The 16138-nt window shown below is 37.4% G+C and carries 15 protein-coding genes and 1 pseudogene; 8 read left to right on the top strand and 8 right to left on the bottom strand.

Features of this window, described 5'->3' with window-relative positions:
* Positions 1–10 precede the first annotated feature (10 nt).
* On the top strand, positions 11–1015 hold the full coding sequence (locus tag OPR52_RS03640) for a major capsid protein (RefSeq protein ID WP_265038447.1): 1005 nt from the start codon (positions 11–13) through the stop codon (positions 1013–1015).
* Between the two features lie 103 nt (positions 1016–1118).
* Here the strand turns inward: OPR52_RS03640 and OPR52_RS03635 are convergent.
* Positions 1119–1951, bottom strand: a pseudogene (locus OPR52_RS03635) (IS5 family transposase).
* A 121-nt stretch (positions 1952–2072) separates the two neighbouring features.
* On the opposite strand from OPR52_RS03635, the gene OPR52_RS03630 reads away from it, so the two are divergent.
* Positions 2073–2588 (top strand): gamma carbonic anhydrase family protein, encoded by a 516-nt coding sequence (locus OPR52_RS03630; RefSeq protein ID WP_264723319.1) that lies wholly within the window; start codon positions 2073–2075, stop codon positions 2586–2588.
* 101 nt (positions 2589–2689) lie between these two features.
* On the opposite strand, the gene OPR52_RS03625 is transcribed toward OPR52_RS03630, so the two are convergent.
* Complete coding sequence (locus OPR52_RS03625) at positions 2690–3565, bottom strand: hypothetical protein (RefSeq protein WP_265038446.1); 876 nt, start codon at positions 3563–3565, stop codon at positions 2690–2692.
* A gap of 259 nt (positions 3566–3824) precedes the next feature.
* Here OPR52_RS03625 and OPR52_RS03620 point away from each other — a divergent pair, with 259 nt between their 5' ends.
* From OPR52_RS03620 to pyrF, 4 genes are all read left to right on the top strand, one after another.
* Positions 3825–6485: a valine--tRNA ligase gene (locus OPR52_RS03620; RefSeq protein WP_265038445.1), complete on the top strand. Its 2661-nt coding sequence runs from the start codon at positions 3825–3827 to the stop codon at positions 6483–6485.
* A gap of 63 nt (positions 6486–6548) precedes the next feature.
* Complete coding sequence (locus OPR52_RS03615; RefSeq protein WP_265038444.1) at positions 6549–7118, top strand: hypothetical protein; 570 nt, start codon at positions 6549–6551, stop codon at positions 7116–7118.
* Positions 7096–7983 (top strand): AAA family ATPase, encoded by an 888-nt coding sequence (locus OPR52_RS03610; RefSeq protein ID WP_265038443.1) that lies wholly within the window; start codon positions 7096–7098, stop codon positions 7981–7983. The genes OPR52_RS03615 and OPR52_RS03610 overlap by 23 nt, the downstream gene beginning before the upstream one ends.
* Before the next feature lie 20 nt (positions 7984–8003).
* Entirely contained in the window at positions 8004–8687 is a 684-nt protein-coding gene (gene pyrF, locus OPR52_RS03605; RefSeq protein WP_265038442.1) for an orotidine-5'-phosphate decarboxylase, read from the top strand.
* A 33-nt stretch (positions 8688–8720) separates the two neighbouring features.
* Here the strand turns inward: pyrF and OPR52_RS03600 are convergent, their stop codons facing one another.
* The 5 genes from OPR52_RS03600 to acpP all read right to left on the bottom strand — a co-directional run bounded on the left by OPR52_RS03600 (position 8721) and on the right by acpP (position 12492).
* On the bottom strand, positions 8721–8885 hold the full coding sequence (locus tag OPR52_RS03600) for a hypothetical protein (protein WP_265038441.1): 165 nt from the start codon (positions 8883–8885) through the stop codon (positions 8721–8723).
* A gap of 11 nt (positions 8886–8896) precedes the next feature.
* Positions 8897–10198 (bottom strand): group II intron reverse transcriptase/maturase, encoded by a 1302-nt coding sequence (gene ltrA, locus OPR52_RS03595; protein ID WP_265037833.1) that lies wholly within the window; start codon positions 10196–10198, stop codon positions 8897–8899.
* On the bottom strand, positions 10183–10611 hold the full coding sequence (locus tag OPR52_RS03590) for a hypothetical protein (RefSeq protein WP_264722787.1): 429 nt from the start codon (positions 10609–10611) through the stop codon (positions 10183–10185). Before OPR52_RS03590 ends, ltrA begins: the two co-directional genes overlap by 16 nt.
* A 335-nt stretch (positions 10612–10946) precedes the next feature.
* Positions 10947–12218: a beta-ketoacyl-ACP synthase II gene (fabF, locus tag OPR52_RS03585; RefSeq protein ID WP_264723027.1), complete on the bottom strand. Its 1272-nt coding sequence runs from the start codon at positions 12216–12218 to the stop codon at positions 10947–10949.
* A 13-nt stretch (positions 12219–12231) separates the two neighbouring features.
* Positions 12232–12492 carry an acyl carrier protein gene (gene acpP / locus OPR52_RS03580; RefSeq protein WP_006279836.1) on the bottom strand — a complete coding sequence of 87 codons (261 nt, stop codon included), beginning with the start codon at positions 12490–12492 and terminating at the stop codon, positions 12232–12234.
* A gap of 145 nt (positions 12493–12637) precedes the next feature.
* Here acpP and OPR52_RS07780 point away from each other — a divergent pair, with 145 nt between their 5' ends.
* Both OPR52_RS07780 and OPR52_RS03570 read left to right on the top strand, forming a co-directional pair.
* Positions 12638–13645, top strand: coding sequence for a polyprenyl synthetase family protein (locus OPR52_RS07780; RefSeq protein ID WP_010082029.1), 1008 nt, complete (start codon positions 12638–12640; stop codon positions 13643–13645).
* A complete protein-coding gene (locus tag OPR52_RS03570) occupies positions 13638–14579 on the top strand; it encodes an FKBP-type peptidyl-prolyl cis-trans isomerase (protein ID WP_010963087.1) in 942 nt (313 codons plus the stop codon). Before OPR52_RS07780 ends, OPR52_RS03570 begins: the two co-directional genes overlap by 8 nt.
* A gap of 68 nt (positions 14580–14647) precedes the next feature.
* Here OPR52_RS03570 and hslU read toward each other — a convergent pair whose 3' ends face one another.
* Entirely contained in the window at positions 14648–16138 is a 1491-nt protein-coding gene (gene hslU / locus OPR52_RS03565) for an ATP-dependent protease ATPase subunit HslU (protein WP_265038440.1), read from the bottom strand.

Genomic DNA, 16138 nt, shown 5'->3' with positions numbered 1-16138 from the left:
GGGAAAAAGAATGCAAAATCCATTTACAAATACAGCATTTAGTATGACGGCACTAACAAATGCGATGAATATATTGCCGATAAATTATGGACGAGTTGAAAATTTAAATTTGTTTCCAAGTAGGTCAGTAAGATTTAGACATATTACCATAGAAGAGCAAAACGGAGTATTAAGTTTACTACCAACGCAGTTACCCGGAGCACCAGCAACAGTAGGAAAAAGAGGAAAAAGAAAGGTAAGAACATTTACGATTCCACATATTCCACATGATGATGTAGTGTTACCAGAGGAAGTACAGGGAATAAGGGCATTTGGATCAGAGAGTGAACTTAAAGCGCTGGCAGATGTAATAACCGATCATTTGCAATTGATGAGGAACAAACATGCAATAACATTAGAGCATTTGCGAATGGGAGCGCTGAAAGGAATAATTTTAGATGCTGATGGGTCAGAATTATTAAATCTGTACAACGAATTTGAAATCACGCCAAAAGTAGTAAATTTTGCACTGGGAACAGCAACAACAGATGTAAAACGTAAGTGTCTGGAAGTATTGCGGCACATAGAAGATAATCTAAGTGGTGAATATATGACCGGAATTCATGCCTTGGTAAGCCCTGAGTTTTTTGATGCACTAACTTCACATACTAAAGTGAAAGAAGCATACGAGAGATGGCAAGAAGGAGCAGCGCTTCGAAATGATATGAGGTCAGGATTTACGTTTTGTGGTATAACATTTGAGGAATATAGAGGGCAAGCAACTGACCCTGAAGGAACCGTGAGAAGATTTATTGAGAAAGATACAGGGCACTGTTTTCCACTAGGAACAGCAAGCACATTTACGACATATTTTGCACCAGCAGATTTTAATGAAACGGTAAACACACTAGGACAACCACTTTATGCAAAACAAGAGCCAAGAAGATTTGATAGAGGAACAGATTTACATACGCAGTCAAATCCATTGCCAATGTGCCATAGACCTGGCGTATTAGTAAAAGTCGCTATAGCATAACATACTGGTAGAGTAACTACAAGGTGGTGAGGCACAGAACGACTCTACCGGTATGCGCTTTCTTAGCATGTAAAGGTTAGAGGTTGTCCGGAAACAAGTAAATTCAAGCATATTCCCTCTTTAACATAACCCTACTCATAGCTAGGTATATGAAATTCTCAGTGGATGTTGTGAGTAAATCATACTCCTTCGATAGCCTTCTATTCCTATTAACCCAAGCAAAAGTCCTTTCTACAACCCATCTTCTTGGCTGTACTTTAAACCCTTGTTCTCTTGTTGGTAGTAGCTCAGGTGGCGTATCTTTGTGCACCCAAAATCTACATGGAGGCCTTTTAACAATTTCAATATCTATGTCATATTCTTCCTTTATGTGATTCTTTAAATTTCTTCCTTGGTATCCCATGTCAGCCCACATTTTTTTAACTTTAGTATATTTTGTTCTCATATTGTTTAATGCTATTTTAATACCATCTCTATCATTTTCGTTAGCAGCGCCTACGTAACAACCTAGTATAAAACCCTGAGTGTCTGTAATTATATGCCTTTTTCTACCCTTTACTTTTTTACTTCCATCATAGCCTTTGATCCCCCCTTTTCTGTAGTCTTTACAGATTGACTATCTACTATACAGGCACTCGGCTGCTCATTCCTTCCTATTTTTCTTCTACTATATTTTGTAATTTCATAATTCATTTTCTCAAAAATTCCCTGCTTCTTCCATTGCCTGAACTGCTCATACACAGTCTTCCATAGCGGAAAATCATTTGGTAAATACCGCCATTGACACCCTGTACGCAATACATAGAAAATTGCTTCTAATATTTCTCTTTTGCTATACTTTGGCGGCCTTCCTCCTTTCTTGTATGATACTCTGAAGTGTTTTTCTATTCTTGCCCATTCCCTTTCGCTTAGATCTGTTGGATACTTTTTTCTCATCTTTACCCCGTACTAAAATTTCAGATATTATAGCCTTTTACTTGTTTCCGGACAACCTCTAAGTATGTATTTACTGCCTACCTTATTTTGATTAACATATGCATAAGACTTTGGGCTTAATATGTATCACATTTTAAAATACAAAGATTATGAACCAAAAATAGACGAAAGTGCTTTCATCGCAGGTGGTTCGCATATCATAGGCAAGGTTGAAATAGGAAGAGATGCAAGCATCTGGTTTAATTGTGTGGTCAGAGGGGACGTTGGATCAATAAAAATAGGTAATGGAACAAATATTCAAGATGGAACGGTAATTCATGTGGATAGAAACCCAGGTGGTGACACAATTATTGGCAGCATGGTAACAGTGGGACATTTTTGTGTGTTGCACGCATGCACGGTGCATGATAAGGCGTTTATTGGTATGGGCTCTACCGTGATGGACCATGCAGTTGTGGAGCCTGAAGCTATGGTAGCTGCTGGCTCACTGGTAACACACGGAAAAGTGATAAAAAGTGGTGAAATATGGGCTGGTAGGCCAGCAAAATTCTTCAAAAAAATGTCGAATGAAGAAATTAAACATATTGCACAATCAGCACAAAATTATATTATGCTAATAAAAGAATACAAAAACTGAAGTTCGCGTCAAGTGTTTTACTTGACACGTACATTTCGGCTTAACCCTTGTTACTTCTTTTTCCCATTCTCATTTACTTCTTGTGCTTTTGCCCCATCTACTTAAGTACTAGGTAATACTGCATATGTAATACCACCGGCTACGAGTGCAGATGCTACTGCTATACCAATCATTACTAACATCTCTAACTTAACTGTACGTTCAAGTGCAGTAAATGCTATCAGTCCAGCAGCAAGACCCATACCAACAGTAGCAGTGTACCGTGCTCCATTGCCTTGTTTTAGTTGTTGAATTTTTTTGTTTTCAGCTTCTAATTCTTTATTTTCCTTCTTTAGCTTGTCAACTTCTTTCTCTTTAGCTGTTAAGTCTGCCTTCAGTTTGTCAACTTCAGCATTTGGCTGTTGTTGTTTTAGTTGTGCTATTTCTTTCTCTTTATCTGCTAATTGTTGCTTTAAGTCTGTAACTTCTTGTGTATTTTGTTGAGCTTTTAATGCTGTTATTTCCTCGTCTTTAGCTTGTAACTGTTGCTGTAAGTCCGCAACTTCTTGTGTATTTTGTTGAGCTTTTAATGCTATTATTTCCTCGTCTTTCTCTTTTAACTGCTGCTTACTCCGTTGTCGTCTTTCACTTATTGATCCTTTTCCTTTTTTTGACTTAGTAACACCTTCTTGCTCATTAACAGAACCTTCACTTAATGTCGTGCTATCACTAGAAACAACACTTCGATTACCTTTATTGCCCGACGTAACCTCATTATCACCGGCAACCTGCATTGTATCATTAATCCCTTCAGACACAGGCGTGCTACTCGCATCAACATAATCATTTAAAGAATCTTGATTACCAACTGAAGAACCTTGTAACGACTGCTCTGTTCCTGATTCAATAGAGTTTTTATTTATAGTTCCTTCTTGATCAGATGTTATATCAGTTGGTGAAGTTGCTCCAGGTGAAAGATTTTGATTTGAATTATGCATATTTAACCTCAATATATATAATTAACATTACATAATACCCTTAGAACCTAAGGTCAAGTAATATTTTTATCATAGCATAGAAAATTTATGTTCGTAAACAAAAAATTTTGGCGTAAAATTGCCGTATTTACTTAATTGTGCTATAGCTAAAGTAATTTAGGTTTACCGACCATCGTCATTCCGCTGCTTGTTAGCGGGATCTAGAGATACCGCGGCGGTATAACGTTGCTAGCTTAAGGTTTAAAATTGAGAAATATTTATGTTAAAAGAAAAATACGGCTTTAAAGAAGTTGAAGACAAATACAACATATTATGGGAAGGCAGTAAAGTTTATAAATGGAATGGTGAAAAGGATAACACTTTCACTATAGACACACCTCCACCGACAATATCGGGTAAATTGCATATTGGCCATATATTTAGCTATTGCCACACGGACTTTATTGCAAGGTTTCAACGCATGCTGGGAAAAGATGTTTTCTATCCGATTGGGTTTGATGATAACGGGCTTCCCACCGAAAGATTGGTTGAACAAACCTATAAAACCCGTGCAAAAGAAGTTGGCAGAGAAAAATTTATAGAGATGTGCCATGAGGTTATTGAGAAATCAAAGCAAGAATTCAAGGAATTATTTAAATCAGTTGGCATTAGTTATGACTGGGATTTGGAATATCACACGATCAGCAAGGAAACTGTGACGCTTTCACAGATGTCGTTTATTGATCTATATAATAAAGGGTATGCATATAGAAAAATGCAGCCCATCCTTTGGGACCCGGTTGATAAAACAGCAATTGCGCAAGCAGAAATAGAAGATAAAGTTTTTGAGTCATCCTTAAACACGATAGTTTTCTCTACTCAAGAAAATGAGCAGATCAATATTGCAACTACGCGACCTGAACTACTTCCAGCATGCGTTGCAGTTTTTTGTCATCCAGAGGATACGCGCTACACTCATCTGATCGGAAAAACAGCGGTAGTGCCAATAACAGAGGAGAAAGTTCCAATAATAGCAGATGATAAGGTTAAAATAGATAAAGGCACCGGGCTTGTTATGTGTTGTACATTCGGTGATGAACTCGACATATATTGGCAGCAAAAGCATAATCTACCGATGAAAATTATCATCGATCAGGATGGAAGGATGGACCTAGATGATGTCATTCCAGTGCTTGACACTGGAATCCAGGAAAAAGAGCCAATGCCAGCGATGACAGAGGAAGATATCATGTCAGCGTATGGTCAGAAAAAAGAAGAATGGATCCCAGTGTCTGGGCACTGGGATGACACCATAGGGGCTACTGGGATGACAGGAGAAAGGGCTACTCAGATGACAAAGGAAGGTGGGTGTGATCAGAAAGAAGAATGGATCCCAGTGTCAGCTACTCGGATGACAGACGATATACTAAATGAAATAAATGGATTGAAAGTTACAGCAGCAAGAAAGAGGATGATCGAAATCCTAACTAAAAAAGGACTTTTGATAGAAAGCACTAGCATTTCTCATTCTGTTAAGTGCGCAGAAAGATCTGGTGCACCACTTGAGATATTACCTACTTATCAATGGTTTATCAAGACCTTAGAGCAAAAAACTCAAGTATTAGATAAAGTAAAAGAATGCAATTGGCACCCAAGCAATATGCGTAAACGTATGGAAGTGTGGATAGAAGGGCTAAATTGGGACTGGTGCATTTCAAGGCAGCGCTATTTTGGTGTGCCATTTCCAGCATGGTATTCCAAACGTAAGGGAGAAGAAGGTAAAATTATTCTAGCTGAGATAAAGGACCTACCTATAGATCCACTCAAAGATTTGCCAAAAGGGTATAGCAAAGAAGAGGTTATCCCAGATCAAGATGTAATGGATACCTGGGCCACAAGTTCAATTACTCCTCAACTGAGTGCACTGGCAGTAAACAGTGAGTTTAGTTTACCAAATCATCGCTATGATACGATATTTCCTGCAGATCTGCGCAGCCAGAGCCATGAGATAATCAGAACTTGGGCTTTTTATACTATTTTAAAGGCACATTATCATGCAAATTCTTTACCTTGGAAAAACATTATGATCAGCGGTTGGTGTTTAGCAGATGATAAGAAAAAGATGAGTAAATCAAAGGGTAACATCATCACTCCTCATGTAATACTTGAAACTTATGGAGCTGATGTAGTGCGCTATTGGGCAGCGAACTCAAGGCTTGGAGTTGATACAGTCTACTCTGAAAATACATTCAAAATTGGCAAGCGCCTCGTTACAAAACTTTGGAACGCTAGCAAGTTCGTTTCCATGTTCATGGAAAAGCATCAAGTGATGAGCATAAATTCTGCTCACGAGACAATGGATAAGTGGATATTGTCTAAGTTATACAAAGTTATAGAAAGAGCAACGAACAACCTATTACAATTTGAATACTGCGAAGCTTTGGGCGTAATAGAGGAATTTTTTTGGAAGGATTTTTGTGATAGTTACTTGGAGTTAGTAAAAAAACGTGCGTACGGAAGCAGTTTAAGTGCAAAACAAAGCTTGGCGTATGTACTGAATATTATTTTGCGGTTATTTGCACCTTTCTTGCCTTACATTACAGAAGAGATATACCACCAGTTTTATAGTTATAATTCTGTACACAATCAAAGTAATTGGCCGAGCAAAGAAGAACTTATCTACGATAAATATTCAGAGGAAATGGGAGATAATGTTATTCAGATATTAAACATTATCAGAAAGATAAAGGCAGATAATAATGTATCAGTTAAGCATTTGATAAAAAAATTGGTGATAAAAGCGAGCGTACAAGAGGATAAATTGAATCAATCCGCACAGAATGATTTGCAGGCAGTTTGCAATGCGGAAACGATAGAGTGGATGCAGTCTGAGCTTGAAACTGAAGACGGAAAATACATAGTGAATATAGACTTATACTGATTTTTATAGCTTTACTTCCTTTAATATCCATGCTATTGTAATCATTATTAGTATGAGGGAATAATGAGAGATTTGTATAGTAAAACCAATGCACCATATCTTATAGCTGGTGCTCTTGCTACTTTGGTATTGCTTGCGTCTGGGACACTTGCTGTTGCCCCTTATGTTAAGTTCTTGTCTTCAGTTGCAGCTTTTAATGTAGCTCTTCCTGTTGCTTTGAGTTTGTCTATACTTTCTGTTCTGGTGCTTGTACTTTCATGTAAAATGATCAGCCAGAATAAAAAGCTTGATGCACAAAAAGCAGAACCTAATGAAAAAAATGGATTAGCTAAAGAGCAAGAAAATATAATACAAAGCTTAGAGCCTCAAATCAAAGAGCTAAATAAGAGGCTTAGTAGTCAATACAATGAAATTGTAAAGCTAATTGGTAGTGCTGCAAAAAAAGATGAAGTGGAAGAGCTAATTAGTAGTTTCACGGCAAAATTAGATGAAATTTCAAAGCAAGCTAATAATGCTACAACAAAAGGTGAAATGGAAGAGCTAAGTAAGAAGCTTAGCGATGAAATGGAAAAGCTAATTGGTAGTCTCATAACAAAAGAGGAAGCTGCGGATGAAGTTTTATGGAAAAGATGAAGAAAGAGGAAAGATAACATTTGATGATGTTATACTTCAAAACGATATAAAACAAAAGTTGATAAGGATTTGTGAACCAAATGCTCTAGAAAAAGGAGAAGGATACATTTTGTATGGTCCACCAGGAACTGGTAAGACTATGACTGCTAAGGCGATTGCAAGTGAAACTAGATTCAAATCTGCATTTATAAGTGTTTCAGGATCTGATTTGCTTAATGTGTCAAATATAAATAAGGTTTTTGAGAAAGCAAAAAAAAACACTCCTTGTATAATTTTTATAGATGAAATTGATAGCATTGGCAAAATACGCAGTGATAATAATGTAGAATCTTTAAATAATTTATTAGCTGAATTGGATGGATTTGAATTTAGAAAAGGTGTGACGGTGATTGCTGCAACTAATCGTATAGAAGAGTTAGATGAAGCAAATGGTTTAATTAAAAATCAATCTTTTGAGTTAGATGGGATAAGAAAAGATTGTAATAATGAAGTAAAAAGTTTAAGAAATTCACTTTTAGAACGAGACAGTCAAATAGAAGATTTTTTGAAAGAGAAAGAAAAACAAGTGAATTTTGCGCAACTGTTGATAAGATGCGTAACAGACAATATAGAAGAACCAATAAGAAATAATGATGGAAAAGCAATATTAGATACGATTCAAATATTAAAGTCTGCGTTACAAGGAGAAATTGCACGGCTTTTGCCAGACGAAACGCCTTCTTCTTCGCTGGAAGATCTTGGATATGAATCATTATTTGTCAGTCGCTCATCCACCCCGACCAAGTTGCCAAATTCACTATTGACAGAATCTTATGAACGCAGTCAGTTCAATCAGAGTGAAAGTATTTGCAAAACACAACAATGAGTCTTATTATAAGATAAATCATGCAAGATAATGAACCAATAATATGCGCACTGGATACACAAGACTTAAATAAGGCTATTTCTCTAGCTAATGCTCTGCGTGGTAAAGTTGGCATGGTAAAGCTGGGATTAGAATTTTTTGCTGCTCAAGGTCTTTCTGGAGTGCAAGAAGTTGCAAAATGCAATGTACCAATTTTTTTAGATCTGAAATTGCATGACATTCCAAACACTGTAGCCAAAACAGTTGAAGTAATAAAAGTTCTGAACATTGAAATGTTAACTCTGCACATCAGCGGTGGAACAAAAATGCTTGAAGAAGCGCTAAGTGTAGTGCAAGGCACAAAAATAAAGCTGATTGGAGTGACAGTGCTAACTAGTATGAGCAATGAGGATTTAAACGAGCTTGGAGTAGCAAGAGAGGCAAAATCACAGGTAATTTTGCTTGCAAAGCTTGCAAAAAAGATTGGACTCCATGGAGTAGTCTGTTCTGCACTAGAAGCTCAAGAAGTGCGCCGAGAATGCGGTGAAGACTTTAAAATTATTACTCCAGGAATTCGTATAGATCCAGGTCATGACGACCAAAAAAGAACAGCAACACCAAAAGAAGCAATAAATTCAGGAGCTGATTATATCGTCATTGGCAGACCCATTACAAAAACTACAAGTAGTGCGGAGCTAATATTGAAATCCATGAAAGAATTTTAATATAATAACTTAATTTATAAAAATACTAACATATTAATTAGGAATAAGCATGAGTAATATCAATAGAATAATACGCGAAGTAATGTTCGGTAGAAGCTGTAGCTTTACTCCTCTCGTTTGAGTTTTATTACTACAACTCCCCCTAAAGAACCGTGCTTGCAGATTTCCCGCACACGGCTCATCAATATTAGTTTTCACAGTCGTCCCTCTTATGCATATAAAGAAAAATGTATTTTTGGCTTTGGTAATGGATTTACTTCTACGTAGTGTACAAACTGTTCCCAGGTCATACTCTTTTTCTGACTACGCCGATTTATCCATTTAAATGCTAGCTTTCTTACTGATGTGTAAAATTGTTTCAAACACCAATAATTTCCGCTAATACCAAAGTAGTTATAGTGTCCTGTTAATTTAGCCTTCAGTACTTGCCACCAATCTTTAAGTCGAATACTTCCGCGGACTATTTTCAACCACTCCTTGATTTCTTTTAGTTTTCTGGCTAGATTTAACTTAGAGGTTTTATGTCCCATCATTAATCTACCACGACGACTTTTTGCACCATAGTGCGTAAACCCCAGAAAATTGAAACTTTCCGTCCTTCGTTTCTCTCTTATCGCTCGTTGCCACTCCCTCTTGCCAAACTTTACTACTCTGGTCTTGTTTTCAGATACTTCCAACCCAAATTTATTTAGCCTTTGTTTCAGTAATTCCAGAAATTCTTCCGCGTCTACCTTACTTTCGCAACAAACCACAAAATCATCGCAAAACCTTATTTGTTGTATATATCCTCTGGATCTTGATTTAAATTTCTTTTCTATCCATAAATCCAACACATAATGTAAGTATATATTTGCTAATACAGGACTTACTATACCGCCTTGTGGTGTACCTTGTTTTGTTGCTTCATAATTTCCAGCTTCGACTATCCCTGCCTTGAGAAACCGCTTTACTAACCACAGCAAATTTGGGTCAGTTATTCGTTCCCTTAGACACCTCATTAGCCATTTATGCTGTATATTATCGTAGAACTTCTTGATATCCACTTCTACAATGTAGTTTATTGGCTTGTACTTAACTGCTTTATCTAGTGCATTTACCGCTTGATGACAGTTTCTTCCAGGTCGAAATCCATATGAGCTGTCCAGAAAGTTTGCCTCGTAAATATTTTCTAATATCTTCTTCAGCATAATCTGTACTAATTTATCCTCGGTCGATGGTATTCCGAGTCCGCGTTTCTCTTTACTTCCAGCTTTCGGTATATATACCCTCTTTACTGGTTGTGGTTGATATTGCTTCCTCTTCATACTTTCTACTAGCACTTCGAGTTTCTCATTCAGATTTTCTCCGTATGATTCCACTGTTATCTGGTCTACTCCACAAGCCTTGTTACGCTTCAGTTCTTTATAACATCTCGCAAGATTCTCTGTATTTATCAGATGGACTAACGATGTGAATTTTAGTCGCTTATCTTGCTTTGCTCTTACTGCTATCTGGTTTAGTTTATATCGCATGTTATTCCTACCTCCGTTGTATTGGCATAGCAATCCCTATTCCAGTTACTATATTGCTGATCGCTTCCCCTTGTACGTGGCTTTCCCACATTCTGAGTACTATCAATCAGTCCGACTTCCCCTGCATCTTCCGCTAGTTCTTGCCTTTGTTGACTTGTTCCAACGTACCTTAATAGGAATGCATGGGATCTCCCAAGTTCACTTGAAGTCCATTTCAATACATGGCACGGTCTCAGATCCCGATAGAGTGAGTGATAACTTGCCTTTACGTTATCCTTCATGCTGTCTTCCATGGCCATGAACATGTCGACCTCTATGTCTTCAGGTATTTCGGGACTCCACTCCTTCACTTCCGTTGTGCCCTGCATTGTCCATCCCACTAGCTCTATTACACTCGTTACCTCATGCAACATAGTGGTCTGTTCCAAACTTTTGGCTAGACTTTGTTTGTGTTGGATTTTCACCAACTGTTCTCCAAGCACTTCTTGGCGCACCATGCATACGCCCATCAATTCCTTTTCTGCATTATTGATCTTTATTCATAAATTGTCAATAAAATACTTCTTCAGGGATGAATAGAATATTTTTTCTTTTTGAATTGCTATTGATAGTTTAATTTTTATATGTATTCCATTTCACAACCGTTTGTCATCCCAGTGTCACGTGCTGGGATGACAGTAGGAGAGCTGCTTGCATGACAAGAGGAGGGTACTGGAATGACAAGAGGAAGACACTGGGGTGACATCAACTAAACTTGTCCAAATATGAGCGATGCATTAGTGCCACCAAAACCAAACGAATTAGAAAGTGCATATTGAATTTTATGCTCCTGAGCTTTAAACGGTACAAAATTTAAATCACATCCTTCTGAAGGCTTGTGTAAATTTAAGGTTGGCGGAATAATTCCATTATTTAACGCAAGAATACTGAATATTGCTTCAACGCTCCCTGCAGCACCAAGTAAATGTCCTATAGAAGATTTAGTTGAAGAAACAGGTGTTTTATAAACGTAGTCACCGAATAACTGTTTCATTGCTATTACTTCAATTTTATCTCCAAGTGGCGTTGAAGTTCCATGTGCATTGATATACCCTACTTGATTGGGATTAATTTGTGCGCTCTTTAAAGCAAGCTGCATTGCCTTAAATGCGCCTCTTCCTTCTGGATGTGGTGCTGTAATGTGGTGCGCATCTCCTGTGAGTCCGTACCCAACCAGTTCAGCATGTATTTTTGCCCCCCTTTTTTTCGCATGTTCGTATTCCTCCAGCACCAATATACCTGCTCCTTCACCCATAACAAAACCATCGCGTTCTTCATCCCATGGCCTTGAAGCTTCTTCCGGTTTATCGTTAAATTTAGTTGATAACGCCTTCATAGATGCAAAACCTGCAATTCCAACTCTACACAGTGCACTTTCTGCTCCACCTGCAATCATAACATCCGCTTCACCAAGTTTTATAGTTCTTGCTGAGTTTATGATTGCATGCGCACCTGTTGCACATGCGGTTACTGCTGAATCGTTTGGACCTGTAAATTCGTATTTAATAGAAATATGGCCAGATATCAAATTTATTAGACTTGCAGGGACAAAAAATGGACTGACACGTCTGGGCCCTTTTTCCTGCATGGTAATAACATTTTCCTGAATTGACGGAAGACCACCTATACCAGAGCCAATAGTCACACCAACACGTTCCCGATTGATATTTTGGCTTTCCAAAATTAATGAATCATCTACTGCCTGAATAGCTGCTGCAATACCGTAATGGATAAAACGATCTGTCCTTTTTGAGTCTTTCTCAGAAATATAATCTAGTGGATTGAAATGGTGCTCAATGTTGTCTGATTGCAACGGCACCTGCCCTGCAATTTTGCAAGCAAGATCAGAAGAGTCAAATCTATCCGTATTGATTGCTTTTATGCCAGACTCACTTTTTATTAGCCTTGACCAAGTGTTGTCAACATCTGCCGCTAGTGGAGTGATTAAACCAACACCAGTGACTACTACTCTTCTGCTCATTTAACACTAACTATTAGCCTTTTTTATTATTAATGTACTCAACTATTTGCTCCATAGTTTCCATTTTTTGTGCGTCTTCATCTGGAATTTCTATTCCAAACTCTTCTTCTGCTGCCATGATGATTTCAACTGCATCTAAGCTGTCTGTACCATGCTCCGAAAGCTTTGAAGAGCTGTTGAATTTCTCTACATCCTTACTAATATGCTCTAGTATAATCTTTTTCACTTTTTCTTCTATGTCTTCTCTAGTGCTCTTTGCTAGTTCGCTATTCACATTTCTTACCAAAAAAATAACCTATTCTTTGATGTTATAAAAAATTTTTATGTTTGCAATATCTTTTATAACTGGTAAACTACAGTAAAGTTTTCTACTGCCCTAGCTGGCTAGCGTTACGTGCTAAACAATTAACAATTCAAAAATGCTAGACGAAACAACAAAAAATTTGCTTATTGTAGAAGTAAATAAACTCTTACCCGAAAATAGCGAGAATAAGCTTATATCAGCTATGCGTTATATACTCCTTGCTCCTGCAAAACATATACGCTCCTTTTTAGTCGTAGCTTCATCGCGAGTGTTTAACGCGGAAGCTAAAAAAGTAATATCAGTTGCTGCAGCAATTGAATTTGTTCATGCTTACTCTCTAATTCACGATGATTTACCGTGCATGGACAACAGTGATACTCGCAGAAGCCAGCTAAGCTGCCATAAAAAATTTGATGAAGCAACAGCAGTGCTTGCCGGAGATGCACTACTTACTCTGGCTTTTGAGGTATTATCTTCGTTAAATGAGAAACGCTGTGAGATCATAAAAGTTCTTTCTCAGGCAATAGGAATTAGGGGAATGGTGGGAGGACAGGCTTTAGATATTAACAGTGAGCATATAGATTTTAGCCCCCAACCCTCTGTCATTCAAGTAGCGGACACTGGGATCCAGAAGGCTTTGCCTACAAGCATTTCGTGCAAAAAGCCATGCGATAGTGGAGCTGAACATGAAATGGATTCCAGTGTCAGCTACTTGCATGACACCCTTTCTACCTTAAAACTACAACATTCGTACGGCTGTATGTATGACGCTGGAATGACGTCGGGCCAAGCTGATAAAATAAAAGAAATTCATTTGATGAAAACCGCAAAACTATTTGCAGCTTCATGTGAAATAGGTGCTATAATCGGGGGTGCTACAGACAAGCAACGTAAAGCGTTATATAACTATGGAATAAATCTAGGGCTTATCTTTCAAGCTAAGGATGATATTGAAGACTACGAACAAGATAAAACAAATAATCTTATGTCTGTGCTTGGTAAAAGTGAAGTAGAGGACTATATAGACGGCCTCTTTAAACAAGGCTTGGATAATTTGAGTGCGCTTTCAGGGGATACTAATTATTTATATGATTTATTGAATCAAGTAAAGAAAGATGGTTAGAAAAATTATATTACAAATGCTTATTTCCGTAGTAATGATTCTCACTTTAACTTCTGCTTTTGTGTTTACTATTGTCTATATAAACAAAGGTAAACCGGAAAAAAAGGACAAGCTTTATGAGATAAATGCCACGCATGGTGGTTTGATACAGACGATAGCACATTACCTAGTGAAGCCAATACTTGAATCAGCACTTGACCGCTATATTGAAAAGCATGGGCTGACAGAATATTTAGAAGAAATAACGCAGCAAAAGGAAGAAGATTCAATAAATTTTTATGAAATTACTGAAGGCAGTGGCAGCAAGGCTTTTTGTGGCCTGGAAGTCCTATTGCAAATATATAAAATTTCTAATAATAACTCAGCAACACTCCCTAGCAAAGTTTCTGATGTTACTTTGAAAATAGGTCAAGATGACCTAAAAGAAGTGAGTTTAGGGGTAATAGGTATGAAAGAAGGCGGAGAGCGTGTAGTTACTATTGCCAATGAGAACAAAATGAATTTTAATTCTTATTACGTCAAACTGATCGAAGTAAAGGATAAATATCCCGACTCAGTAAATAATCTGATGGTTTTTAATGACTTAATTAACAAGACTGGAAAACAAGTAAGGTGCGGTGATGAGATATCGGTTAAATATAGCGTAAAGGAGCATAATGGGGAATATATAGTCAAAGATCAAACAGTGCAATTTAGGGTTGGCGATAAAAAAATACCACTTGCTATAGAGCTTGGAGTTGTGGGAATGAGAGCTGGTAATAAAAGAACTATTCTTTCTCCGCCTGACCTTTTGACTATTACTGACGATATGTTAATAAAAGACATAGATTATGATGAAGAAAATATCTCAATAATTGACTTAAGCTTAGATGTTAAGCAAGAGGTCGCAGCACACCATTCTACTGTTGAAAAACAGCCTAAAGAATATAGCTGAAATTTTAGGTCTACTGGCTAATCTTCTGAACACTCTCTATACTACTTAAAGTAGGCTTTTCGTTTTTCCTAAAGTATAAACTTAGATAAATCAAGCTGCTTCGAAATTGACTCAAGTTTATCTTTTACATACTTGCTGTCTATAATGAATTTTTCGCTATTTTTCTCAGAAGCAATGAAACTTATTTCATCTAAAAGCTTCTCCATGACAGTGTGAAGCCTTCTTGCGCCTATATTTTCCACTTGCCTATTAACTGTAAACGCTATTTCAGCTATGGTTTTTATACCATCATCAGTGAACTCAAGTGTCACATTTTCTGTTTTCATTAAAGCTATGTACTGCTTTAACAAACTAGATTCTGGTTCCTTTAATATTCTTATTAAATCCTCTTGAGTAAGTGCCTTAAGTTCTACCCTGATCGGTAATCTGCCCTGCAATTCCGGTAAGAGGTCAGATGGTTTAGACTGATGAAAAGCACCAGATGCAATAAATAATATATAGTCTGTTTTTACATGGCCATACTTAGTTGTAGCAGTTGTTCCTTCAAGTAATGGTAACAGATCGCGTTGCACTCCTTCTCTGTTTACTTCACCTTTTACTTCTGTACGCGCTGCAATTTTGTCTATTTCATCCAAAAATACTATACCGTCATTACTAACAAGATCAATGGCTTCTTTGATTATCTTATCTTCATCCATTAGCCTTTCACTTTCTTCATTAATTAATATTTCACGCGCTTCTTTTACCTTCACCGTAATAGTTTTTGTTTTTTTGCTCCCGTTAAACATCTTGCCCATTATTTCTGTTACATTCATCACACCAACTTGCCCACCTGGCATGCCTGGTATATCGAAAGTAGGTAACATACTCTTGCTCTCTCTGACGTTAATAGAAACTTCTCCGTCCTCAAACTCTTTATTCCTCAACCTTTCTCTAAAATTTTTTTTACTCTCTTCGGTTGCATTTTCGCCTACCATAGAGTTTACTATTGTTTTCTCAGCTAAAATTAAAGCCTTTTTAGCTAAGGCTTTACGGGCTTTCTCTTTAACTAAAACTATTGCTGCATCAACTAAATCGCGTATTATCGAATCAACGTCACGTCCAACGTACCCTATTTCAGTAAACTTCGTTGCCTCAATTTTTATGAACGGTGCACCGGCAAGTTTTGCTAAGCGACGAGCTATTTCAGTTTTACCAACCCCTGTATGACCGATCATCAATATATTCTTAGGTATGATTTCATCACGCAATGGAAATGGAACCTGATTGCGACGCCAACGATTTCTGAGCGCAATAGCAACAGCACGCTTTGCATCATCCTGTCCGATTATGAATCTGTCCAATTCTTTAACTATCTTCTGTGGTGGCAGGTCATCTAACAAAACTTGAGTGCTGTCATTAACTTGAACATCGCTGTCATTTGAATCAAAACCACTCTTAGTATCTTTATAGAGGTTATCTTTTTCATCGTAGGTGTCACTACTACAAGACCGCCCTTCTGAAAGGGTTATGGGCTGATTGGAAAAATTGGTGCATAAAGTTTTTTGCTTGGAAGACAT

Origin of the sequence: Wolbachia endosymbiont (group A) of Hylaeus communis (assembly GCF_947251915.1) — a bacterium.
GTDB lineage: Bacteria > Pseudomonadota > Alphaproteobacteria > Rickettsiales > Anaplasmataceae > Wolbachia > Wolbachia pipientis.
Note: the sequence above shows the minus strand (reverse complement) of the source record. Positions and strands in the feature narration are given on the sequence as shown.

Bases quoted from the DNA above. Each gene is read 5' to 3' on its own strand.
- OPR52_RS03640 (WP_265038447.1), top strand. From the start codon at position 11: ATGCAAAATCCATTTACAAATACAGCATTTAGTATGACGGCACTAACA.
- OPR52_RS03630 (WP_264723319.1), top strand. From the start codon at position 2,073: ATGTATCACATTTTAAAATACAAAGATTATGAACCAAAAATAGACGAA.
- OPR52_RS03625 (WP_265038446.1), bottom strand. From the start codon at position 3,565: ATGCATAATTCAAATCAAAATCTTTCACCTGGAGCAACTTCACCAACT.
- OPR52_RS03620 (WP_265038445.1), top strand. From the start codon at position 3,825: ATGTTAAAAGAAAAATACGGCTTTAAAGAAGTTGAAGACAAATACAAC.
- OPR52_RS03615 (WP_265038444.1), top strand. From the start codon at position 6,549: ATGAGAGATTTGTATAGTAAAACCAATGCACCATATCTTATAGCTGGT.
- OPR52_RS03610 (WP_265038443.1), top strand. From the start codon at position 7,096: ATGAAGTTTTATGGAAAAGATGAAGAAAGAGGAAAGATAACATTTGAT.
- pyrF (WP_265038442.1), top strand. From the start codon at position 8,004: ATGCAAGATAATGAACCAATAATATGCGCACTGGATACACAAGACTTA.
- ltrA (WP_265037833.1), bottom strand. From the start codon at position 10,198: ATGCGATATAAACTAAACCAGATAGCAGTAAGAGCAAAGCAAGATAAG.
- OPR52_RS03590 (WP_264722787.1), bottom strand. From the start codon at position 10,611: ATGTTGCATGAGGTAACGAGTGTAATAGAGCTAGTGGGATGGACAATG.
- fabF (WP_264723027.1), bottom strand. From the start codon at position 12,218: ATGAGCAGAAGAGTAGTAGTCACTGGTGTTGGTTTAATCACTCCACTA.
- OPR52_RS07780 (WP_010082029.1), top strand. From the start codon at position 12,638: ATGCTAGACGAAACAACAAAAAATTTGCTTATTGTAGAAGTAAATAAA.
- OPR52_RS03570 (WP_010963087.1), top strand. From the start codon at position 13,638: ATGGTTAGAAAAATTATATTACAAATGCTTATTTCCGTAGTAATGATT.
- hslU (WP_265038440.1), bottom strand. From the start codon at position 16,138: ATGTCTTCCAAGCAAAAAACTTTATGCACCAATTTTTCCAATCAGCCC.